The 19,946-nt window shown below is 71.9% G+C and carries 17 protein-coding genes; 10 read left to right on the top strand and 7 right to left on the bottom strand.

What is annotated here, in order from left to right; translation table 11 throughout:
- The first annotated feature begins 5 nt into the window (after positions 1–5).
- From HQM25_RS16300 to HQM25_RS16290, 3 genes are all read left to right on the top strand, one after another.
- Positions 6–1,025: a hypothetical protein gene (locus HQM25_RS16300; RefSeq protein ID WP_172991189.1), complete on the top strand. Its 1,020-nt coding sequence runs from the start codon at positions 6–8 to the stop codon at positions 1,023–1,025.
- A 69-nt stretch (positions 1,026–1,094) separates the two neighbouring features.
- Positions 1,095–2,480, top strand: a complete 1,386-nt coding sequence (locus HQM25_RS16295; protein WP_172991188.1) for a glycine--tRNA ligase — start codon at positions 1,095–1,097, stop codon at positions 2,478–2,480.
- Between the two features lie 380 nt (positions 2,481–2,860).
- The gene (locus tag HQM25_RS16290) at positions 2,861–6,673 is read left to right on the top strand and encodes a S8 family serine peptidase (protein ID WP_172991187.1); all 3,813 of its coding nucleotides are present in this window, start codon (positions 2,861–2,863) and stop codon (positions 6,671–6,673) included.
- A gap of 288 nt (positions 6,674–6,961) precedes the next feature.
- Here HQM25_RS16290 and HQM25_RS16285 read toward each other — a convergent pair whose 3' ends face one another.
- From HQM25_RS16285 to HQM25_RS16275, 3 genes are all read right to left on the bottom strand, one after another.
- Positions 6,962–7,390 (bottom strand): DUF1801 domain-containing protein, encoded by a 429-nt coding sequence (locus tag HQM25_RS16285; RefSeq protein ID WP_172991186.1) that lies wholly within the window; start codon positions 7,388–7,390, stop codon positions 6,962–6,964.
- Between the two features lie 11 nt (positions 7,391–7,401).
- Positions 7,402–7,977, bottom strand: coding sequence for an HhH-GPD-type base excision DNA repair protein (locus HQM25_RS16280; RefSeq protein ID WP_172991185.1), 576 nt, complete (start codon positions 7,975–7,977; stop codon positions 7,402–7,404).
- A gap of 121 nt (positions 7,978–8,098) precedes the next feature.
- Positions 8,099–8,566 carry a hypothetical protein gene (locus HQM25_RS16275; protein ID WP_172991184.1) on the bottom strand — a complete coding sequence of 156 codons (468 nt, stop codon included), beginning with the start codon at positions 8,564–8,566 and terminating at the stop codon, positions 8,099–8,101.
- Positions 8,567–8,883: 317 nt separating this feature from the next.
- Between HQM25_RS16275 and HQM25_RS16270 the strand changes: the two genes are divergently transcribed.
- From HQM25_RS16270 to HQM25_RS16240, 7 genes are all read left to right on the top strand, one after another.
- The gene (locus tag HQM25_RS16270) at positions 8,884–10,476 is read left to right on the top strand and encodes a protoporphyrinogen/coproporphyrinogen oxidase (protein ID WP_172991183.1); all 1,593 of its coding nucleotides are present in this window, start codon (positions 8,884–8,886) and stop codon (positions 10,474–10,476) included.
- 101 nt (positions 10,477–10,577) lie between these two features.
- Positions 10,578–10,952: a hypothetical protein gene (locus HQM25_RS16265; protein WP_172991182.1), complete on the top strand. Its 375-nt coding sequence runs from the start codon at positions 10,578–10,580 to the stop codon at positions 10,950–10,952.
- 1 nt (position 10,953) lies between these two features.
- Positions 10,954–11,355 (top strand): phage holin family protein, encoded by a 402-nt coding sequence (locus tag HQM25_RS16260; protein ID WP_172991181.1) that lies wholly within the window; start codon positions 10,954–10,956, stop codon positions 11,353–11,355.
- Positions 11,345–11,629, top strand: coding sequence for a hypothetical protein (locus tag HQM25_RS16255; RefSeq protein WP_172991180.1), 285 nt, complete (start codon positions 11,345–11,347; stop codon positions 11,627–11,629). The genes HQM25_RS16260 and HQM25_RS16255 overlap by 11 nt, the downstream gene beginning before the upstream one ends.
- Positions 11,630–11,822: 193 nt before the next feature.
- On the top strand, positions 11,823–12,662 hold the full coding sequence (locus HQM25_RS16250; protein WP_172991179.1) for a uroporphyrinogen-III synthase: 840 nt from the start codon (positions 11,823–11,825) through the stop codon (positions 12,660–12,662).
- The gene (cofD, locus tag HQM25_RS16245; RefSeq protein WP_172991178.1) at positions 12,659–13,645 is read left to right on the top strand and encodes a 2-phospho-L-lactate transferase; all 987 of its coding nucleotides are present in this window, start codon (positions 12,659–12,661) and stop codon (positions 13,643–13,645) included. The genes HQM25_RS16250 and cofD overlap by 4 nt, the downstream gene beginning before the upstream one ends.
- Before the next feature lies 1 nt (position 13,646).
- Positions 13,647–14,390, top strand: a complete 744-nt coding sequence (locus tag HQM25_RS16240) for a sulfite exporter TauE/SafE family protein (protein ID WP_172991177.1) — start codon at positions 13,647–13,649, stop codon at positions 14,388–14,390.
- A gap of 34 nt (positions 14,391–14,424) precedes the next feature.
- Here the strand turns inward: HQM25_RS16240 and cofC are convergent, their stop codons facing one another.
- From cofC to cofG, 4 genes are read right to left on the bottom strand one after another with little or no spacing between them, the layout of a single operon-like run.
- Entirely contained in the window at positions 14,425–15,114 is a 690-nt protein-coding gene (gene cofC / locus HQM25_RS16235) for a 2-phospho-L-lactate guanylyltransferase (RefSeq protein ID WP_172991176.1), read from the bottom strand.
- A complete protein-coding gene (gene fgd, locus HQM25_RS16230; protein WP_217275161.1) occupies positions 15,111–16,124 on the bottom strand; it encodes a glucose-6-phosphate dehydrogenase (coenzyme-F420) in 1,014 nt (337 codons plus the stop codon). Before fgd ends, cofC begins: the two co-directional genes overlap by 4 nt.
- The gene (locus tag HQM25_RS16225; protein WP_172991175.1) at positions 16,121–17,593 is read right to left on the bottom strand and encodes a flavin-containing monooxygenase; all 1,473 of its coding nucleotides are present in this window, start codon (positions 17,591–17,593) and stop codon (positions 16,121–16,123) included. The genes fgd and HQM25_RS16225 overlap by 4 nt, the downstream gene beginning before the upstream one ends.
- Positions 17,590–19,923 carry a 7,8-didemethyl-8-hydroxy-5-deazariboflavin synthase CofG gene (gene cofG, locus HQM25_RS16220; RefSeq protein ID WP_254359415.1) on the bottom strand — a complete coding sequence of 778 codons (2,334 nt, stop codon included), beginning with the start codon at positions 19,921–19,923 and terminating at the stop codon, positions 17,590–17,592. The genes HQM25_RS16225 and cofG overlap by 4 nt, the downstream gene beginning before the upstream one ends.
- Between the last annotated feature and the right edge of the window lie 23 nt (positions 19,924–19,946).

Raw genomic sequence — 19,946 nt, 5'->3', positions numbered from 1 at the left:
ACCGCATGCTGCAGCCACTGGACACCACCGGCTACGTCGATGACGCCGTCGACGGGCTGGCCGGCGCGAACGTGTACGTGTCCCGCGAGGTGAGCGGCGCCGCCGATCTCGCGAGTGCGCTCGAACAGCAGGTGGGCGACGCATCGATCGGGATCGCGGTGTTCTCGGAGAACGTCTCGCTCGAGGCATCCGATCAGCAGATCCTGGCGGAGCTGGCCGAATCCACTCCGTACGACACCATCATCGTGGCGGTGGGCGACGACGTGTTCGCGGGTTCCCGGGTGCTCCCGAGCGGCGAGGCGCTGCGCATCGCGAACGAGTCGGAGGCCTCGACCGACTCCGTCGAGGGCGCCCTCACCCAGACGGTGGAGCAGATCACCGCCGAGATCCCCGGCGGTGCCGGCGGCGCCACCGGGGGCATCGATGCGGGCGTCGTGATCGGCGTCGCCGTCGGCGTCGCGGTCGTCCTGGCCGCGGGCGGTGCGGTGCTCGGCATCGTGCGCGCGCGTCGCCGCAGCGACCGGAACGCCCTGCCCGAGCCGGTGCGCTCGTCGGTGGCGCGCCTGCGGGTGCTCGCGGCGGAGTACGGCGCCGCCGCGATGGCAGGCACCCCCGCGGCGCAGGAGGTCGCCGCCGAGATCGGCGGCGTCGCGACCAACACCGTCGAGCTGTTCGAGCGCCTCGGCCGCCGCGGCGACGAAGCGCAGCGGGCGACGGCGGCGCTCGAGTACGGCGACACGCTGCGCAAGCTCACCGGGGCGCTCGATCGCGACTACCTGCTCGACATCCTCACCCACCCGCACCTCTGGGACGACCCGGCCGAACGCGCGCGAGAGGTGCGCTCCGCCCTCGCGGAGGTCGCGACCGAGCTCGTCGAGAACATCAAGCAGGTCAACGCGCGGCGCGGACTGCACTTCCAGGTGTCGCTCGACGGTCTCATCGGCCGTCGCAAGGAGCTGCAGGAGTGGGATCGCGCCTTCGATCGCGCCGCCGACGACACCGGCCCCGTGCCCCGCGCCGATTAGAATCGATGGATGCCGCGCTCGCGGCATCCCGCACCTCGTGCGCCTCCCCACCCGACCATTGGAGCCACCGTGGCCGAGCAGTCCCGTCTCGACAAAGTCATCGCCCTCGCCCGTCATCGCGGGTTCGTCTTCCAAGCGGGTGAGATCTACGGCGGTTCGCGTTCGGCCTGGGACTACGGCCCCCTCGGCACCGAGCTGAAGGAGAACATCCGTCGGCAGTGGTGGCAGACCTTCGTGCGCGGCCGCGGCGACATGGTGGGCCTGGACTCGTCGGTGATCCTCCCCAAGCGCGTGTGGGAGGCCTCCGGCCACGTCGCGACCTTCACCGACCCGCTGGTGGAGTGCCTGCAGTGCCACAAGCGCTTCCGCGAGGACAACCTCATCGAGGACTTCGAGGCGCGCAAGGGCCGCAAGGCCGAGAACGGCCTCGCCGAGGTGCCTTGCCCGAACTGCGGCACCAAGGGCCAGTACACGGAGCCGAAGGCGTTCTCGGGTCTGGTGAAGACCTACCTCGGCGTCGTCGACGACGAGTCCGGCCTGCACTTCCTGCGCCCGGAGACGGCCCAGGGCATCTTCGTGAACTTCTCGAACGTGCTCACCGCCAGCCGCAAGAAGCCGCCGTTCGGCATCGGCCAGGTCGGCAAGGCGTTCCGCAACGAGATCACGCCCGGAAACTTCATCTTCCGCACCCGCGAGTTCGAGCAGATGGAGATCGAGTTCTTCGCGCCGCCCGCCGAGGCGCCGCAGTGGTTCGACCACTGGGTCGAGGCGTGCTGGAACTGGTTCATCGACCTCGGCATCGACCCCGAGAACATGCGCCAGTTCGACGTGCCCGAGCACGAGCGCGCCCACTACTCGGCCGGCACGATCGACGTCGAGTACCGCTTCGGCTTCCCCGGCAAGGAGTGGGGCGAGCTGATGGGCGTCGCCAACCGCACCGACTATGACCTCGGCAGCCACACCGAGGCCTCCGGCCAGAGCCTCACCTACTTCGACCAGGCCTCGGGCGAGAAGTACATCCCGTACGTGATCGAGCCGTCGTTCGGCCTCACGCGCGCCATGATGGCGTTCCTCGTCGACGCGTACCACGAGGAGGAGGCGCCGAACGCCAAGGGCGGCACCGACACCCGCACGGTGCTCAAGCTCGACCCGCGGCTGGCGCCCGTGAAGGCGGCGATCCTGCCGCTGTCGCGCAACGAGAAGCTGTCGCCGATCGCGCGGGAGGTCGCCGACAGCCTGCGCGGCGAGTGGAACATCGACTTCGACGACGCCGGTGCCATCGGCCGCCGCTATCGCCGGCAGGACGAGATCGGCACCCCTTTCTGCGTCACGGTCGACTTCGACTCGCTCGAGGACCGCGCCGTGACCGTCCGCGACCGCGACACGATGTCGCAGGAGCGCGTGCCGATGGAGAACCTGCGGGCGTACCTCGCGGAGCGCCTCGGCGGCGCCTGACCTCCGAGTCCGTGGATGCCGTCACCCGATCGGGTGGCGGCATCCGTCGTCTGCGGCGAACCGGAGCGATTTGTCCGGAGCGAGCGGGGAGCCACGCCGGTTCGTGTCCGACTTGTTACAGGTTGCTGAAGGACGATTCCGGTACCGCTGGCCACGCCGCCGATAAGTGGCTGATCACAACATAATTCGCGCCGCGCCCAGCTCGAGACACGATGTTTCCGCGCGGAAAAACGTTTCGCTGGATCTTGTGGGAGCGCTCCCGTCCCTGTTTGGGTGAAGCCATTGATCGGCAGGGGCGCTGACGGCACCTCGGCGTCCGGTCTCAGCTCTGGCACGTGACTGCGGGGAGCCGCGCCCCGCAAACACGGGAGCACACACACGTGAGGTACAGAGTCAACAAGGCGGGCGCCGCGATGGCCGTCGTCGGGATCATCTCGGTCGCGACAGCGGCGACAGCACCCGCGGTCGCGGCGCCGCCGCCACCCACGGCGGCATCAGGCGGCTGGGTCACGACGTCCCCGCAGCGGACGGTCACCTTGATCACCGGTGACGAGGTCACCCTCCACGACGGCCCGGGCGATGCACCGATCGTCGAGTTCACCGCCGCCCCGCGGGAGACCGGTGCGCCGATCTCGTACGCCGCCTACGGCGACGCCGAGCACTATTACGTGATCCCGTCCGACGTGGCCGGGCTCGTTCCCGACAAGCTCGACCTCGGCCTGTTCGACGTGCTGACGCTGGCCGAGCTCGACGACGCCGAGGGAGTGCCGGTCATCGTCCAGTCCGACGAATCGACGAACGCGAAGACCCATGCCGCCGAGTGGGAAGCGCTCGATGTGGATGCCGACCGCACGCTCGAGTCGATCGACGCGGTGTCCGGCGAGGTTCCGGCCGCCGGCGCCCCGGCTCTGTTGGAGGCGGTGGACGCAGGCGGGTCCGTGCAGAAGGTGTGGCTCGACGCGCCCGTCGAGATGCTCGACGCGGTCTCCACCCCGCAGATCGGCGCACCCGCCGCGTGGGAGGCCGGCCTGGATGGCACCGGCGCCGTGGTCGCCGTGCTCGACACGGGCATCGACACGACACATCCCGATCTCGATGAGGGAGTCGTGATCAAGGAGAAGGACTTCACCGGCAGCGGCTCGACGAAGGACCCCTTCGGCCACGGCACGCACGTGGCATCGATCGTCGCGGGCAGCGGTGAAGCATCCGACGGCGCGAACCGCGGTGTCGCGTACGGGGCGAAGCTCCTCAACGCGCGCGTGCTGGGCCCCACTGGCTTCGGCCAGGAGTCCTGGACCATCGACGCGATGGAGTGGGCCGCCGCCGAGGGCGCCGATGTGATCAACATGAGCCTCGGGGTCCGCGGCGACTACACCGACGGCACCGATCCCGGCGCGCTGGCGGTCGACTCGATCTCGGAGCGCTACGACACTCTTGTGGTCGTCGCGGCCGGCAACGAGGGCAACGCGGGATCCACGACGGTGACCACGCCCGGCACGGCGCAGAGCGCGCTGACGGTCGGCGCGATCGATGAGAACGATCAGCTCGCCGGCTTCTCCTCGGTCGGGCCGCGGTTCGGCGACGCGGGCGTCAAGCCCGACGTCACGGCACCGGGCGCGTGGATCCTGGCAGCCCGTGCTGCGGGAACCCGCCCCGACATCCCCGCCGAAGACAAGTACGTGCACGACGGCGGAACGTCGATGGCGACGCCGGCCGTCGCGGGCGCGGCGGCGATCCTGAAGGCCGCGCGGCCCGACCTGGACGGCGACGGGCTGAAGGCCGTCCTCATGGGCACCGCGCAGTCCACCGTCGGCGACGTGTGGAAGGAGGGGGCGGGGAAGATCCAGATCCCGGCCGCCCTCGGCCAGCCGCTCTACGCCGAACCCTCGTCGCTGTCGATCGGCGTCTTCGAGTCCCCGCGCGAAGAGCAGGTGCCCCGGACCGTGTCGATCGAATACACCAACACCCAGGCCACCGATCTCACGCTCGAGCTGTGGGACGTCGCCGCAGGCTCGGACGGAGCCCCGGTGCCCGACGGGATGATCACGCTGTCCAGCACCTCCGTCACCGTCCCCGCGCACGGGACCGCGTCGGTCGATGTCACGGTGGACCCGACGCTCGACGATCCCGACTTCTACACGGGAGTCGTGACCGCCGCCGGGGCGGGATTCGTGCCGGTTCGCACCGTGCTCGGGTTCCAGGTCGAGGCTGACATGGCCGCTCTCCACCTCGAGGCGCTCCAGCCGGACGGCGCACTCGTGAGGGGCTCCAGCTACGCGACTCTTTACAACATCGACGACCCCTCGATCGTGCGCACCGTCGTGATCAGCGGCGGAAAGGCCGATGTGCGCGTGCCGATCGGGCGATACGCCATCCTCGGCGCCCTCTACAACAGCGCTCCGGATGCGCTGATCATCGACGGGTCGACGCTGTTCACGCGCGACCTCGACCTCACCGAACCGGGTCGGCATGACGTCGTCATCGACGGCACGAAGGCGATGCCGGTGAGCATCAGCACCGAGAAGCAGGCGCAGGTCACCAACTTCGATCAGGTGCTCAAGCGCACCCTTCCGGGGTGGAGCTGGCCGGTGACGCAGAGCACCTTCGCGAACTCCATCATCAGCAGCCCCGGAGTCGCGGACGAGATCTACGTGTTCACCGAGGGCGACCTGGTGGGCGAGCAGACGCTCACCGAGAGCTGGCTGCTCGCCGCGCCCGAGCTCGATGTCGCGGTCACCTCAGGTTCGCGATCCATCGATCTCGCACTGGACCTGCGGTACGCCGTCACCTCGCCGGAGCTCACCGGCAGCGTGAACGCGGGGATCGTCGCGGCCGGTGCCGGGACGCCCGCGGAGCTCGAGCGGGCCGGCGTCCGAGGCAAGGTCGCCCTCGTCGAGGCGCGGCCCGCCGCGGTCGGCACGGTGACCGGACTCCTGAACGCGCAGGCCCAGGCGGCCAAGGATGCGGGCGCCCTGGCCCTCATCGCCTACGGGCCTGTGGACGGCCCCTACTGGGAGGACCTGGAGATCATCGCGATGGGCAACTTCCCCGACAAGGTGCTGCCGACGCTCACGCTGCCCCGCGCCACGGGGCTGCAGGTGCTCGATCTCCTCGCCGCCAAGAAGGGTGCGAAGCTCGTCGGCACCGGCTACGGGTACGCGCCGTACGACTACGCGTTCGCGACGGTCGAGCACGGCATCCCGGCGAGCCTCGACTACCGTCTCGACGCGTCCAACACCGCCGTCGTCACGAGCGCGGTGAACGGCCAGACGGCCGGCTCCTCGCTGCAGGAGTGGCACACGATGATCACCGCCGAGAGCTACGTCGGGTTCCCCCGTTGGCTCGATGAGCCCGTGGCCGATCGGACGATCAGCTATCTCGCCGATGCGGGAGTCCGATTCCAGCGGTCCGCCGAACCCTACGCGGGCGGCGGGACCAATGGCTCGGACGCCTTCCCGTCGGCGTTCAACGGACCGCTGCGCTCGTACGCGCCCGGTGAGAAGCTGACCGAGGAGCTGCTCGGACAGGTCGTCCACGGTGGGCTGTATCCCGATCCGGAATCTCCCTCTCAGGCATCCGTCCGTCGTGACGGCGACGTGCTCGCGGTGGATCTGCCGTACCGCGTGGACGCCCAAGGCCATCCGAACGTCGCGGGCCCCGACGGCGGCACCGACAGCAGGATGGAGCTGTGGATCGACGGTACGCCGGTGACGAGCAGCCCGTATGCGAGCGGCTCGGGCGCCTTCCCCGCCGACGAGCACACGTACCGCCTGGCCCTGGAGACGCATCGGTACGAGCGGTGGTGGACGCAGTCCACCGACGTCCGGACCGAGTGGACCTTCCGGAGCGCCGCGACGGACGCGCCCACCGTGCTGCCGCTGCTCCAGCTCGACTACGGCGTGCAGGGGCTGTCGAGCCTGAACGTCGCGTCGTCGAAGAGAATCGTGCTGACCCCGACCGTGTCCCACCAGGACGGCTCGACGGGCTCCACGATCCAGGGGCTGAAGCTGTGGGCGTCCTTCGACGCCGGGAAGTCGTGGACGGCCGTCGCCGTGAGCGGATCGGACGGCGACTACTCGGCCACCATCACCCCGCCCAAGGGCACGACCAAGGTCGCGTTGAAGTCGGAGGCGTGGGATGCGGCCGGCGGAACCTTCACGGAGACCGTGATCGACGCGATCGCGGTGAAGTGAGCCGGGGCCCGCGGCGATGACACCGCGGGGTGCCTCGATCCGGAGACGGGTCGAGGCACCCCGCGGGGCGTTACCCGCGAAGGGAAGACCGGGGGTTCGACCGAACTGGGACTCGGGAACCCCCGGCTGCGTCGACTGTGCCCACGCAGGTCGGAATCAGCGGGATCTGGGGTACCGCACCGAATCCGACTCGGCGCACGGAATCCGTGCGCTCGCCCACTCTAGGGCCGCTTCTGATGAATGAGCCGAAAATCCGAACCGGTGTGTCGGAGGTCGCGGAACCGGGTGTCAGTCGGTGACGGTGTAGGCCGCGTAGGCATCTCCGCCGGCGCGCACCCAGGCCTCCCCGGCGGAGATCAGACGGGTCAGCACGTCGTGATCGACCGCATCGAGGTCTTTGATGTACAGGCACCCGACGCCGGTCGTGTGGGGCCCGAGCTCCGCCAGATCGTGCGCGTGAGTCGTCGCATAGTCCGCCTGCAGGTAGATCGTGGTCGCCTGGCGGCGGGGGGAGAACGCGACGATCGGCGCGTCGCCTTCGGTGCCGGTCGGGTAGCGGTAGTGGCACGTGCCGAAGCCGACGATCGTGCCCCACATCTCGGGCTCGCGGCCGGTGGTCTCGGACATGAGCGCGATCAGGATCTCCGCGTCGGCGCGGCGCTTGGCGGGGGTGACGCCGGCGAGGAAGGATGCCACGCTCGTGCCGGTCTTCTGCATGGGTTAGCTCCCTACGACGTCGCGGTCTTGGCCGCGGCCTTCATCTCACGCTTGTACTCGCGCACCTTGGTGAGCGATTCGGGCGAGACGATGTCGGCGACGCTGCGGTACGAGCCCTCCTCGCCGTAGGCGCCGGCCGCGTCGCGCCATCCGGCGCCGTCGTAGCCGTACTGCTTGCCCAGCAGCGCCAGGAAGATCTTCGCCTTCTGCTCGCCGAATCCCGGCAGCGCCTTCAGGCGCTTGAGCACGGTCGCCCCGTCGGGGTCGCCCTGCGTCCAGATCGCGGCGGCATCGCCGCCCCAGTCCTGGTCGACCGCGGCGCAGAGCGACTGCACGCGCGCCGCCATCGAGCCCGGGAAGCGGTGCACCGCGGGCGTCTTCTTGAACTCCTCGACGAAGGCCTCGGGGTCGAAGCCGGCGAGGGTGGCGGCATCCATCGATCCCACCCGCTCGCGGATCTTCAGCGGGCCGGCGAACGCGGTCTCCATGGCGACCTGCTGGTCGAGCAGCATCCCGATGAGCAGGGCCAGCGGCTCGTCGGTCAGCAGGCGGTCGGCGGCGGGGTCGCCCGTGATGTGGAGCGTCATGACCCCCAGTCTCCCACCGGTGGGCGAGGGGCGCACTCGGACTGTGGCGAACTCCTCCGCGGTAGCCGTGCGTGAGTGGTGGATTTGTACCGCGCGCCCGGGCGGCGACCGCATGGCAGGCTCAACCAGGGCAGGAGATGCCGTCTCTGTGTGCGACCTCGATGGCGTCGATGACGAAGCCGCCATTGACTTCGGAGATGTTCACCTGTCCGAGGTGCTCGCCGTCGCGTGTCTCGACAGGTACCTCCAGATATCCGTTCGCCTGCGCGGCCTCGCCTGCCGCTCTCTCAGCAGCGATCAGGTTGTCGACACTGGTCTCGAGCAGGAGCAGGATGTCTGCTCGCGATGCATACTCGAGCTCAGGGGCCTCGGGATGCTCGCGCAGCGCCGCGATCATCCCGTTGACTGCGTCCACCCGTGATCGCGCCCCACTGTCCGGAGCATGCTCGAAGTATGTCGTCGATGCACACACTTCTCCTGCGTCTGGTGACTCCGCCGTTTGTGTGGCCGCGGCTACGCGCCCTTGCGCACATCCCGTCACGCTGAGTGCCGCGAACACCACCACTGCGGCGAGCAGTTTCTTGCGCATGACCCCTCCAGTTCTCAGTACTGCAGATTCAAGCTCGCCGTGTCCCATGCGTGCAGAGTTCGCCGATGAGTTCGGTGTGTCTCTCGCTGTGGAGCCATGTCACCGGACTGGCACATGGTCGCCTGATCCACCGCACTGGAACACATCGCGACCGACATCGCGAAGACGATCCCTGATGGCGGCGCGGTCGGTCCCGGCCACTGGTGACTCTGCGTCTGACGCGGATGCGCGATCCCGAGTCGCCGGTGATGTGGAGCGTCATGACGACAAGCCTTCCACCGCTGCGGCCGGGTGTCAGCGCTGAGTCCGGTGGGAGGATGGAGGACGTGACGGACTCCCCAGCGCCCTTCGGCGACCTCCTCCAGCACGCGCACGAGACCCGCGTCGTCGTCATCGGCGGCGGCATCGCAGGCCTGGTCGCCGCGTACGAATGCGCGAAGGTCGGCATGCCGGTCACGCTGCTGGAGTCCTCCGACCGCGTCGGGGGCGCCGTCGCCACGATCGACGTCGACGGACTCCCGGTCGATACCGGCGCTGCCGGCTGGGCGCGACGCGGCGGCGCAGTCCGCACCCTCGTCGACGAGCTGGGTCTCGGCGACGCCGTCGTGCATCCGCGCGACTCCCGCACCTGGATCGCCGGGCTGCCGCGCGGTGCGGCGGCCGAGGTTCCGGGTGACGCCGTGGCCGGCATCCCGGCCAACCCGTGGGACGAGCGGGTGCGCCCGTTCCTCGGGTGGGGCGGCACGTGGCGCGCGTACGTCGACCGGCTGCGCCCGCCGATGACCATCGGCATCGAGCGCAACCTCGACAAGCTCGTCCGCTCGCGCATGGGCGACGCGGTCGCCGACCGCCTCGTCGCGCCGTTGAGCGTGGGCGGCTACGGCGTCACGCCCGACACCGTCGACGTCGAGGGCGCGGCGCCGGGCCTGAGCACGGCGCTCACCCGCACCGGATCCCTCGGCGGCGCCGTCGCAGACCTGCGCGCCACCCCACCGGAGGGGCCGGCGATCTCCGGGCTGGAAGGCGGACTCTCGCTCCTCGCCGACGCGCTGCGCGAGCGGATCACGGCGCTCGGCGGCACCGTGCGCGTGGATGCCGCGGCCACCGCGATCGCGCGGACCGGCACCGAGGCCGACGCCCGGTGGCGCGTGACGGTCGACGCCGTCGACGCCGTCGACGCCGTCGACGCCGTCGACGCCGTCGACGCCGGCGATGTCGCCACCGGACTCGACGGCGCCGGGCAGGTCCCGGGCGATGGGTCCGCGGACGCGGCGCGCGCGCAGCTCGATGCGGATCTGGTCGTGCTGGCCGCCGACGAGGGCGCCGTGCGGGCTCTGGTGGAGGATGCCGCGCCCGGCGCGCTGCCGGCGCGCGCCGCCGCGCCGATCGCGCGCGAGGTCGTCACGCTCGTCGTCGACGCCGCGGCGCTGGATGCCGCTCCCCGTGGCGCCGCGGTCTACAGCGTGCCCGGCTCGCACGCGGCCGCGGGCGTGCTCCACGACACCGCCCGGTGGGAGTGGCTCGCGCGCGCGGCCGGGCCCGGCCGCCACGTGCTGCGCGTCATGTTCGGATCCGCCGGCACGGCTCCGGCGACCGCGGCGCTCGACGACGCCGCGGCGTTCGACCTCGCCCGCCGCGAGGCGACCGCGCTGCTGGGCGCCGAGCTCGGCACGGTGCGGGCCGCCCGCCGCGATCGCTTCACCCTCGCGCGCCCGGGCTCCGCGCTCGGGGTGGACGAGCACGCCGACACGGTGCGAGCCGCGGTGCGCGGCATCCCGGGCCTGGCCGCCGTCGGCGGGTGGCTCTCGGGCAGCGGACTGGCCCAGGTGGTCGCCGATGCCGTCGCCGAGGCGGAGCACGTGCGCCGCCGCGCGCTCTGGGGGAGCGACGCGGTCGAACCCGCCGAGTGAACCCCGGTCGGCGGATCATGTCAAGGGCGGATGCCCACAGCGGCATGCACGGCTAACCTGGACGGGAATCGCAGACGCACCACCAAGCGTGAGGGGACCTCATGAGGGGCAAGGCAGGACTCGTCATCGGAATCGCCATCGGCTATGTGCTCGGCACCCGAGCCGGCCGGGAGCGGTACGAGCAGATCAAGACGCAATGGCTCAAGGTCTGGAATCTCGATCCCGTGCAGGAGCAGGTGGGCAAGGTGAAGGACTTCGCGAAGTCCAGCGCCATGGCCCTGCCCAGCACCCTGTGGGACTCGGCCGTCAAAGTCGGCAAGGCCGCGGCATCCAAGGGAACCGCCGGACAGCGGTTGGATGCCGCCGTGAAGGCGAGCCAGGACTCGGCCGACGAGGTGAGCCGCGCCGCGCAGACCTCGGCGGAGGCCGTCGAAGACGCGGTCGACGAGGCGATCGAAGGCCGTGGCGGGGCCTGAGATGACGACCCCCCGTGGCCTCCGCGATCGCGCGGACGACAGCCTGCTGACGCTCGTCGGCGAGATTCCGGAGCTGATCCGAAACCTCGTGGTCGCCGAGGTCGAGGCGGCGAAGAAGTGGGCGGCGAAGACCTCGAAGGATGCCGGGATCGGCGTCGTCTGGGTGCTCGCCGCCCTGTTCGTGCTGTTCTGGGCGGTTCCGGTGCTGTTCACCGTCATCATCGCCGCCCTGTCGCTGGTGTGGCCGGTGTGGCTGGCAGCGCTGGTCGTGTTCGCCGTGATGCTCGTGATCACCGCGGTGCTCGCACTGCTGGGGCTGATGCGCTTCAAGCGCCTCTCGAGCCGCCAGAATCCGGTGCAGTCGATCGCCCAGGATGTGAAGGAGGTGCGCGATGAGCTCTGACGCGCCCACGAACGTGCCCGTTCCCCGCACCGCGGTGCCCCTCGGCATCGGCGATCCGGTCGAGAAGGCGCGCGCCGAGTTGAAGGCGGCGCTCGCGGCGATCGAGACGAAGGCGAACGTGCCCCGGCGCGTCGGGAACGCGGTCGACCGTGGCATCGTGAAAGCCCGCGCGTTCTCGCAGCGCAATCCCGCCGCGGCGGCCGTGGCCGTCGTCGTCGGAGCCGCCGCCGTCGGCGCGGCCGTGTGGGGACTGGTGCGCCTCTACTCGCGCTGAGCGGGTCGGATCCCTGGCGGAGCGAGCGAAAGCCGCGCAATGGACACGCCGCGCTCACAGCGACCTGTCAGCGGGGGTATGCTCGGTTCCAGGCAGTGCAATGGTGCGGACGCTGCCGATCGCGTGACCCGAGAATCACGTATCGGCTGCTCGAACGTCGGGGCGGCCGAATCCGCGCCTGAGAGCCCTGCTGATGAACCACGCCCCACACGCATCGTCTGAGAAGCCCCTCGCCGGCTGGCGCGTCCTCGTGCCCCGCGGCGGGCCGTGGGGCGACGGCGTCGCGGCGACGCTCCGACGCAAAGGTGCCAGTCCCGTGGTCGCGCCGCTCATCAACTTCGCCCCGTCGACCGACCAGGAGACCCTCGAGCAGGCGCTCGTCGATCTGTCGGCCGGCGCCTTCGACTGGCTCACGATGACCAGCGCCACGACCGTGGACGTGCTCTACGCGTACCGCGCGAAGATCCCCGCGCACACCCGGGTCGCCGCCGTCGGCGAGACCACCGCCGCCGCGCTGCAGGCGGTCGGCTACCGGGTCGATCTCGTGCCCGCCGACGACAACTCCGCGGTGGGCCTCGCCGCCGACCTCATCGCCCGTGAGCCCGAGCCGCGCGAGATCCTCACGTTGCGCAGCGAGATCGCCAAGCCCGTGCTCACCGAGACGCTCATCGGCGCCGGCCATCGGGTGCGCAGCGTCGTCGCCTACCGCACGATCGGCGTGCCGGTGTCCGACAAGGTCGCCGCCGACGTGCGATCGGGCCGGGTCAACGCGATCCTCGTGACGAGCGGCTCGGTCGCCGAGCAGGTGGTCGCGCAGTTCCCCGACATCCCCGATTCGACCCTCATCGCCGCGATCGGCCCGCGCACGGCCGCCGATGCCCGGCACGCGGGGCTCGAGGTCGACGTCGTCGCGCAGACCCAGACGGTGGACTCGCTCATCGATGCGCTCGGGTCGTTCCCGCTGCCGTACGCCGCCGACGAATTCACGCCCCGCACGGGCGTGCTGCCGCTCCCCGGGTACGAGAACTCGTGACCTCGCGCGCACCGCGCGTGGTCGTGCTCGCCGGAGGCGTCGGCGGATCGCGGTTCGTGCTCGGCGTGCGGTCCGCGCTGCGCGATCGCGGCGTCGCCGACACCGCGGCATCCCTCACGGTCGTCGTCAACACCGGCGACGACCTGTGGCTCTCGGGCGTGCGCCTGCAGCCCGACGTCGACTCGATCACCTACGCGCTGGCCGGCGTGAACGACACCGTCCGCGGGTGGGGACGCGCCGGTGACACCGAGCGCGTCAACGCCGAGCTGCAGGCGTGGGGAGCCGGCTGGCCCTGGTTCACGCTCGGCGACCTCGATCTCGGCACCCACCTCGCGCGCACCGGATGGCTGCGCGACGGGCTCACGCCCACCGCGGTGCTCGCCCGCATGGCCGAGCGGTGGCCGCTCGGCGCCCGGCTGCTGCCGATGACCGACGCCGAGGTCGACACGCGGGTGGTCTTCGCCGACGGATCGGACATGCACTTCCAGGAGTGGTGGACGCGCCACCGGGCGACCCTCGCCCCCGCCCGTTTCGAGAACCCGGGCATCGAGGCGGCTGCTGCGGCGCCCGGGGTGACCGAGGCGATCGCCGCGGCCGACGTCGTGCTCGTCGCGCCGTCGAACCCGGTGGTGTCGATCGGGCCGATCCTGGCCGTGCCTGGAATGCGCGCGGCCCTCGCCGCCGCACCGGCGCGCGTCGTCGGCGTCTCGCCGATCATCGGCGGAGAGGTCGTGCGCGGCATGGCCGACGTGTGCCTCACCGCCATCGGCGTGGAGACCTCCGCCGCGGCAGTCGCGGCCCACTACGGGGCCCGATCCTCGGGCGGACTCCTCGACGCGTGGCTGCTCGCCGAGGAAGACGCGGCTGCCGCCGACGAGGTGGCCGGGCGCGGCATCCACTCTCCCGTCGTTCCGCTGTGGATGACCGACGCCGCCACCTCGGCCGCCCTCGCCGAAGCCGCGCTGCGCACCGGCGGCGTGTGACGTGCCCGATCTCACCTGGTGGGCGTGGGTTGCCCTGGGCGCGGCGTCGCTGATCGTCGGACTGTCGAAGACCGCGGTGCCCGGCGCCGGAACCGTCGCGGTCGCGATCTTCGCGGCGGTGCTGCCGGCGCGACAGTCCACCGGCACGCTCCTGCTGCTGCTGATCGTGGCCGACATCTTCGCGGTCACGATGTACCGCCGCCACGCGAACTGGCGGGCGCTGCTGCGGCTCATGCCGGCCGTGGTCGTCGGAGTGCTGCTCGGCGTCGTGTTCCTCGCGTTCGCCGACGATGTGTGGGTCAAGCGCGTCATCGGGGTGATCCTGCTCGCGGTGATCGCGATCACGCTCGTGCGGCGGCGGCTGGGTGCGACGGCGGGCGGCGAGGGCTCGCACCGTGTGGCCTCGGCGACCTACGGCACGCTCGGCGGCTTCACCACGATGGTCGCCAATGCGGCCGGGCCGGTCATGTCGATGTACTTCCTGGCGGCGCGGTTCCCGGTGAAGGAGTTCCTCGGCACCGCGGCGTGGTTCTTCGCGATCGTGAACATCTTCAAGGTGCCGTTCTCGGTCGGGATCGGCATCATCACCGCGCCGGGACTGCTCGTGGATGCCGTGCTGGTGCCGCTCGTGGTGATCGGCGCCTTCGCCGGTCGGTGGCTGGCCTCGCGCCTGGACCAGTCGGTGTTCGAGAAGCTGGTGATCGTCTTCACGGTCGTCGGCGCGGTCTACCTGCTGGTCTCCTGAGCCGGGGGGTCCGGCGCCCACCCCGCCCGTCGGGCTACGGCCGCGCGAGCAGGGCCGCGGTGCGGGGGCCGACGCCGAGCGCGAGGGCTGCGCGCAGCTGGGCCGCCGTGTCGACGTCGCGCCGCAGCGTCGAGTCGGGTTCCACGGCCAGCGCCGTGCACCCGAGTGCCACGTGGCGGGCGAACGATCCGTCGCCGAACGACGAGCGCCACGCCACGCCCGGCGCGGCCGTCACCAGGGTCGAGCCCGTGCCCTCGCCGTCGGCGACGACGGCCCGATCGCGGGATGCCGCGGCCCGCAGCGCCGCACCCAGATCGTCGGCGCGCAGGGCGGGCAGGTCGCCGAGCAGCGCGGCGCGCGGCATCCCCTCACCGGCTGTCGCGATCCCGAGGGCGATCGCTCCGTCGAGCCCCGCCGGGGCGATGCCCGCCCCGGGGCGTCCGGCGACGGCATCGGCCGCGGCGCGCTCGCGGGCGAACGTCTCATCGACCCACCGCACGCCGGGGATGTCGCCCGCGTGCGCGGGCAGGGCGGCGTCGTCGGTGACCACGATCACCCGCGCGACCTCGTCGCACACCGCCACCGCCGCGACGGTGTCGAGCGCGATCGCCCGTGCCAGCGTCGCGCGGTCCACCCCGTCGACGGACAGGCGGGACTTCCCCCGGGCCGGATCCTTGACCGGCACGACGACCGCCCAGCCCGCGGCGGCCGGGCTCGCCGTCACGCTCCGAACCGCGCGCGCAGTCGCGGCAGGATCTCGGTGCCGTAGCGGCGCAGGAACGCCTCCTGGTCGTGGCCGGGGTCGTGGAAGACCAGGTGCCGGAAGCCCAGCGACACGTACCAGGCGATCCGTTCGACGTGCTCGTCGGGGTCGTCCGAGACGATGAACCGCGACGCCGCGCGCTCGATCGGCAGTTCCTCGCCGAGCCGCTGCATCTCGATCGGGTCGTCGATGCCCATCTTCTCCTCGGGCGTGAGCGCCAGCGGAGCCCAGAACCGCGTCTTCTCCTGCGCGGCCTCGAGCGTCTCGTCGAGCGAGACCTTGATCTCCATGAGGGTGTCGATCGATCCCGGTGCGCGGCCCTCCTTCGACAGGCCCTCCTCGAGCGCCGGCAGCAGCGTGTCGGTGTAGAGCTCGCGCTTCTTGCCCGAGGTGGTGATGAAGCCGTCGGCGATCCGGCCCGCGAGGCGCGTCGCGGCCGGGCCGGCGGCGCCGATGTAGATCGGCACCGGCTGGTCGAGCTTGTCGTAGATCGTGATGTTCTTCGCGTGGTAATACGTGCCGTCGAAGTTCACCCTGTCTTCCGACCACAGGCGCCGGATGAGGCCGATCGCCTCCTTCAGCCGCTGGAACCGCTCCGGCGGCTCGGGCCACGTGATGCCGAGGTTCGCCTCGTTGAGCGCCTCGCCGGTGCCGACGCCCAGGATCACCCGCCCCGGGTAGAGCACGCCGAGGGTCGCGAAGTCCTGTGCGACGACGGTGGGGTTGTACCGGAAGGTCGGGGTCAGCACCGATGTTCCGATCAGCACCTTCGAGGTGCGCGCCCCGAGCGCGCCGAGCCAGGGGATGGATGCCGGGGCATGCCCGCCCTCGTGCAGCCAGGGCTGCAGGTGGTCGGAGATGAACACCGAGTCGAACCCGACCTCCTCCGCGAGCACCGCGTAGTCCAGCAGCTCGCCGGGGCCGAACTGCTCGGCGGAGGCCTTGTAGCCGAACCGGATGGGAATCATCACGCATCTCCTCTCTGCACGTCCGCCCGGGCGGACGCGAACTCCGAACCGTCCGCGCGCGCCAGTCGCGCCCGGAACGCGTCGACGGTGCCCGGCCACAGCAGCGTCAGCCGCCCCGACCGCTCGTCGACGTACCAGTTGCGGCAGCCGCCGGTCATCCAGGGGGTGGATGCCGCGGCCGCCGCGATCTCCTCGGTGTAGGCCGCTTCGGCCGCCGGCTCGACCCGCAGCACGCCGCGCCGCGCGCGCACGAGGCACCGCACCGCGTAGGCGGCCTGCTCCTCGATCATGAGCACCGACGAGGAGTGCCCGAGCGCGGCGTTCGGGCCGTCGAGCACGTACATGTTGGGGAAGCCTGCGACCACCGTGGAGCCGAACGAGGTCATGCCGCCCGACCAGTGGTCGGCGAGGGTGCCGTCTTCGCCGGTGACGAGGTCGGCGTACGGCTGCTGCGTGGTCGCGAAGCCGGTGGCGAGCACGAGTGCGTCGGCGTCGTGACGGGTGCCGTCGTCGGCGATCAGCGTCGCGCCCTCCACCGAGGCAAGGCCCGCGGTCACGAGCGTGACCGCCGGCGAGGCCACCGCCGGATAGAAGTCGTCGGAGAGCAGCACGCGCTTGCACCCGAACGCGTAGTCGGGGGTGAGCGCCGCGCGAAGCGCCGGGTCGGCGACCTGCGCCGCGAGGTGCGCGAGCGCGCTCTCCTGCGCGGCGCGCGCCGCCGCGGCATCCCCCGATCGCGACGCGAACCGCGCCTCGCCCTCGGCGTAGAGGGCGGCCCGCAGGCGCGCGAGCTCGCCGGGGTGCGTCGCCAGCCGTGTGCGCTCGGCCTCGGTGTAGGGGTGGGCGCCGCGGGGGACGATCCAGGCCGGCGTGCGCTGGAACACCGTGACGCGCGCCCCCTGCCGCACGAGCGTCGGAACGAGCTGCACGGCGCTCGCCCCGGTGCCGACGATGCCGACCTGGGCGTCGGTCAGGTCGACCGAGTGGTCCCAGCGCGAGGAGTGGAACAGCGGGCCGGGGAATGTCTCGAGCCCGTCGATCTCGGGGATCCTCGGCTCGGTGAGCCGGCCGCAGGCGAGCACGAGCGAGCGGGCCGTCACCTCGCCGCGCGAGGTGGAGAGGCGCCACAGGTCGCGGTCGGCATCCCAGCGCGCCGACAGGAGCGCCGTGCGCAGTCGCAGCCGGACGCCGAGATCCTCCGCGTCGGCGACCCCGAGGAGGTAGCGGCGGATCTCGTCGCCGCGCGCGTACAGCCCCGACCAGTCCGGGTTCGGGTGGCTCGCGAACCCGTAGAGGTGGGCCGGCACGTCGCACGCCACCCCCGGATACGTGTTGTCGCGCCACGTGCCGCCGACCGATCCGGCCCGCTCGAGCACCACGAAGTCGTCGATACCGGCGCGGCGCAGGGCGATCGCCATGCCGAGTCCGGCGAACCCGGCCCCGACGACGGCGACCTCCACCGGCTCGGTCATGGCCGTGCCCCCGCGTCGCCGTACGTGGTCGTGCGCACCCGGAACGGGCGGAACATGCGGGCAGCGATCGCGGCGGCATCCGCCACCGGCAGTTCGAGACCGTGCTCGATGCCCGCCTCGGGCTTGACCCGCCCGTCGAGCAGAGTGCCGCCGAGGTCGTCGCCGCCCGATCGCAGCAGCACCGCTCCGGTGTCGCGGCCGACCCGGGTCCACGGGATCTGGATGTGCGGGATGCTGCCCGACAGCATCAGCCGCGAGACGGCCACCATGGCGCGGTGCTCGTCGATCGCGGCGCGGCCGGGCACGAGCGGCACCCCGCCGGCGGGGCCGGGCAGCGGGATCGGCACGAACTCGGTGAAGCCGCGCGTCTCGTGCTGGATCGCGCGCAGTGCGCGCAGGTGCGCGATACGCTCGGCCGCGGTCTCGACGTGGCCGTAGAACAGCACGCTCGTCGAGCGGAAACCGGCGCGGTGCGCGGCCGTGATGCCCTCGACCCACCCATCGATCTCCAGGTCGCCGGGTGCGACGAGCGCCCGCACGCGCTCGCTCAGCACCTTGACGCCGGTGCCGGGCACGGTGTCCACGCCCACGGCGCGCATCGCCGCGAGGGCCCCGTCGAGTCCGAGCCCGCCGCGGTCGGCGAGGTCGCGCACGTCCTGCGGGCGGTAGGCGTGGAGGTGGATGCCGGGCACCGCGTCTTTGATCGCCCGCGCGATGTCGAGGTAGGCCTCCGCCTCGACCTCGGCCGGAAGGAGCCCCTGCACGCAGACCTCCGTCGCGCCGAGCGCGGCGGCGTCGACGGCGATGGCTGCCGCGTCGTCGAGCGTGAACGCGCCGGGCGCGGTCGGGGCGCCCCGCGTGAAGCCCGACGAGGTGAGGTTGCGGTTGACGACGAGGGTGATCGCCTCGCCGACCGTGTACCGGCGCACGTCGTCGGCCGTGGCCGCGAGGGCGTCGAGGTCGTCGCCGGTCGCGGCGAGCAGGCGCGCCCACTCGGCGTCGTCGAGGCTCAGCGGGTCGGCGGCGGCCCGCTCGACCCGGCGCCGGAACGTGTCCGGCCCTTCGTCCGGCTGCGCGGCCGGGTGCCCCACCACCGCGCCCGCAGCGGCCAGCCCGGTCGCGGGGTCGGCCAGGGCCGCCACCGGCGCCCGCATCGCCTGATCGAGCCAGGTCGCGGCATCCCGCACGAACTCGGGGTGGGCGGTGAGGCGCTCGCGCAGGGTGTAGCCGAGGTCCGCGGTCTTCGCCCCGAGGTCGTCGACGTGCGGCCAGGGCCGTTCCGGATTGACGTGGTCGGCGGTCAGCGGCGAGACGCCGCCCCAGTCGTCGATGCCCGCGCGCACGAGGAGGGCGAACTCGGCCGGGGCGGAGAGGTTCGGCGGCACCTGGATGCGCATGTGCGCGCCCATCACCAGTCGGGCGACGGCCACGGCGGCGACGTACTCGATGAGGTCGGCGTCGGGTGCGTCCTGCATGGCGGTGCGGGGCTTGGCGCGGAAGTTCTGGACGATGATCTCCTGCACGTGCCCGTGCCGGGCGTGCAGGTCGCGCAGCGCGACGAGCGACTCGGCCCGGTCGCGCACGGTCTCGCCGATGCCGACGAGGATGCCGGTGGTGAACGGCACGCGCGCGCGGCCGGCATCGTCGATGACCCGGAGGCGCAGGGCCGGGTCCTTGTCGGGGGATCCGTAGTGCACCTGGCCGGGCTCCTCGTGGAGTCGGCGCGAGGTGGTCTCGAGCATCATGCCCATCGACGGCGCCGTCGGGCGCAGCGCGACCAGCTCGTCGGCGGTCATGACCCCGGGGTTCAGGTGCGCGAGCATGCCGGTCTCGGCGGTGATGAGCCGCGCGATGTGCCCCACGTAGTCCAGCGTCGAGGCGAAGCCGTGCTCGTCGAGCCACGCGCGCGCCTCGGGCCACCGCTCCTCGGGCCGATCACCGAGGGTGAGGAGGGCCTCCTTGCACCCCATCGCCGCGCCCTGTCGCACGACGGCGAGAACCTGCTCGGGCGACATGAAGACGGGCTTGCGCTTCTTGAGCAGCTGCCCGGGGGTGTCCACGAAGATGCAGTAGTGGCAGCGGTCGCGGCACAGCGTGGTGAGCGGCACGAACGCCTTGCGGGAGTACGTGATGACGCCCGCGCGGCCGGCAGCGGCCAGCCCGGCATCCCGCAGCGACCCCGCGACGGCGAGCACGGCGTCGAGATCGGCCCCGCGCGCGCCGAGCAGCGCCGTGGCGTCATCGACCGTGAGCGGGGCGCCGCCCGCCGCGCGATCGAGCGCGTGCGCGATCGGCGTGCTCGTGGGCGGGGACGGCTCGAGCAGGGTCACTGCACCAGTCTTGCACCGCGGGC

The organism is Microbacterium hominis (assembly GCF_013282805.1).
Classification (GTDB): Bacteria; Actinomycetota; Actinomycetes; order Actinomycetales; family Microbacteriaceae; genus Microbacterium; species Microbacterium hominis_B.
Note: the sequence above shows the minus strand (reverse complement) of the source record. Positions and strands in the feature narration are given on the sequence as shown.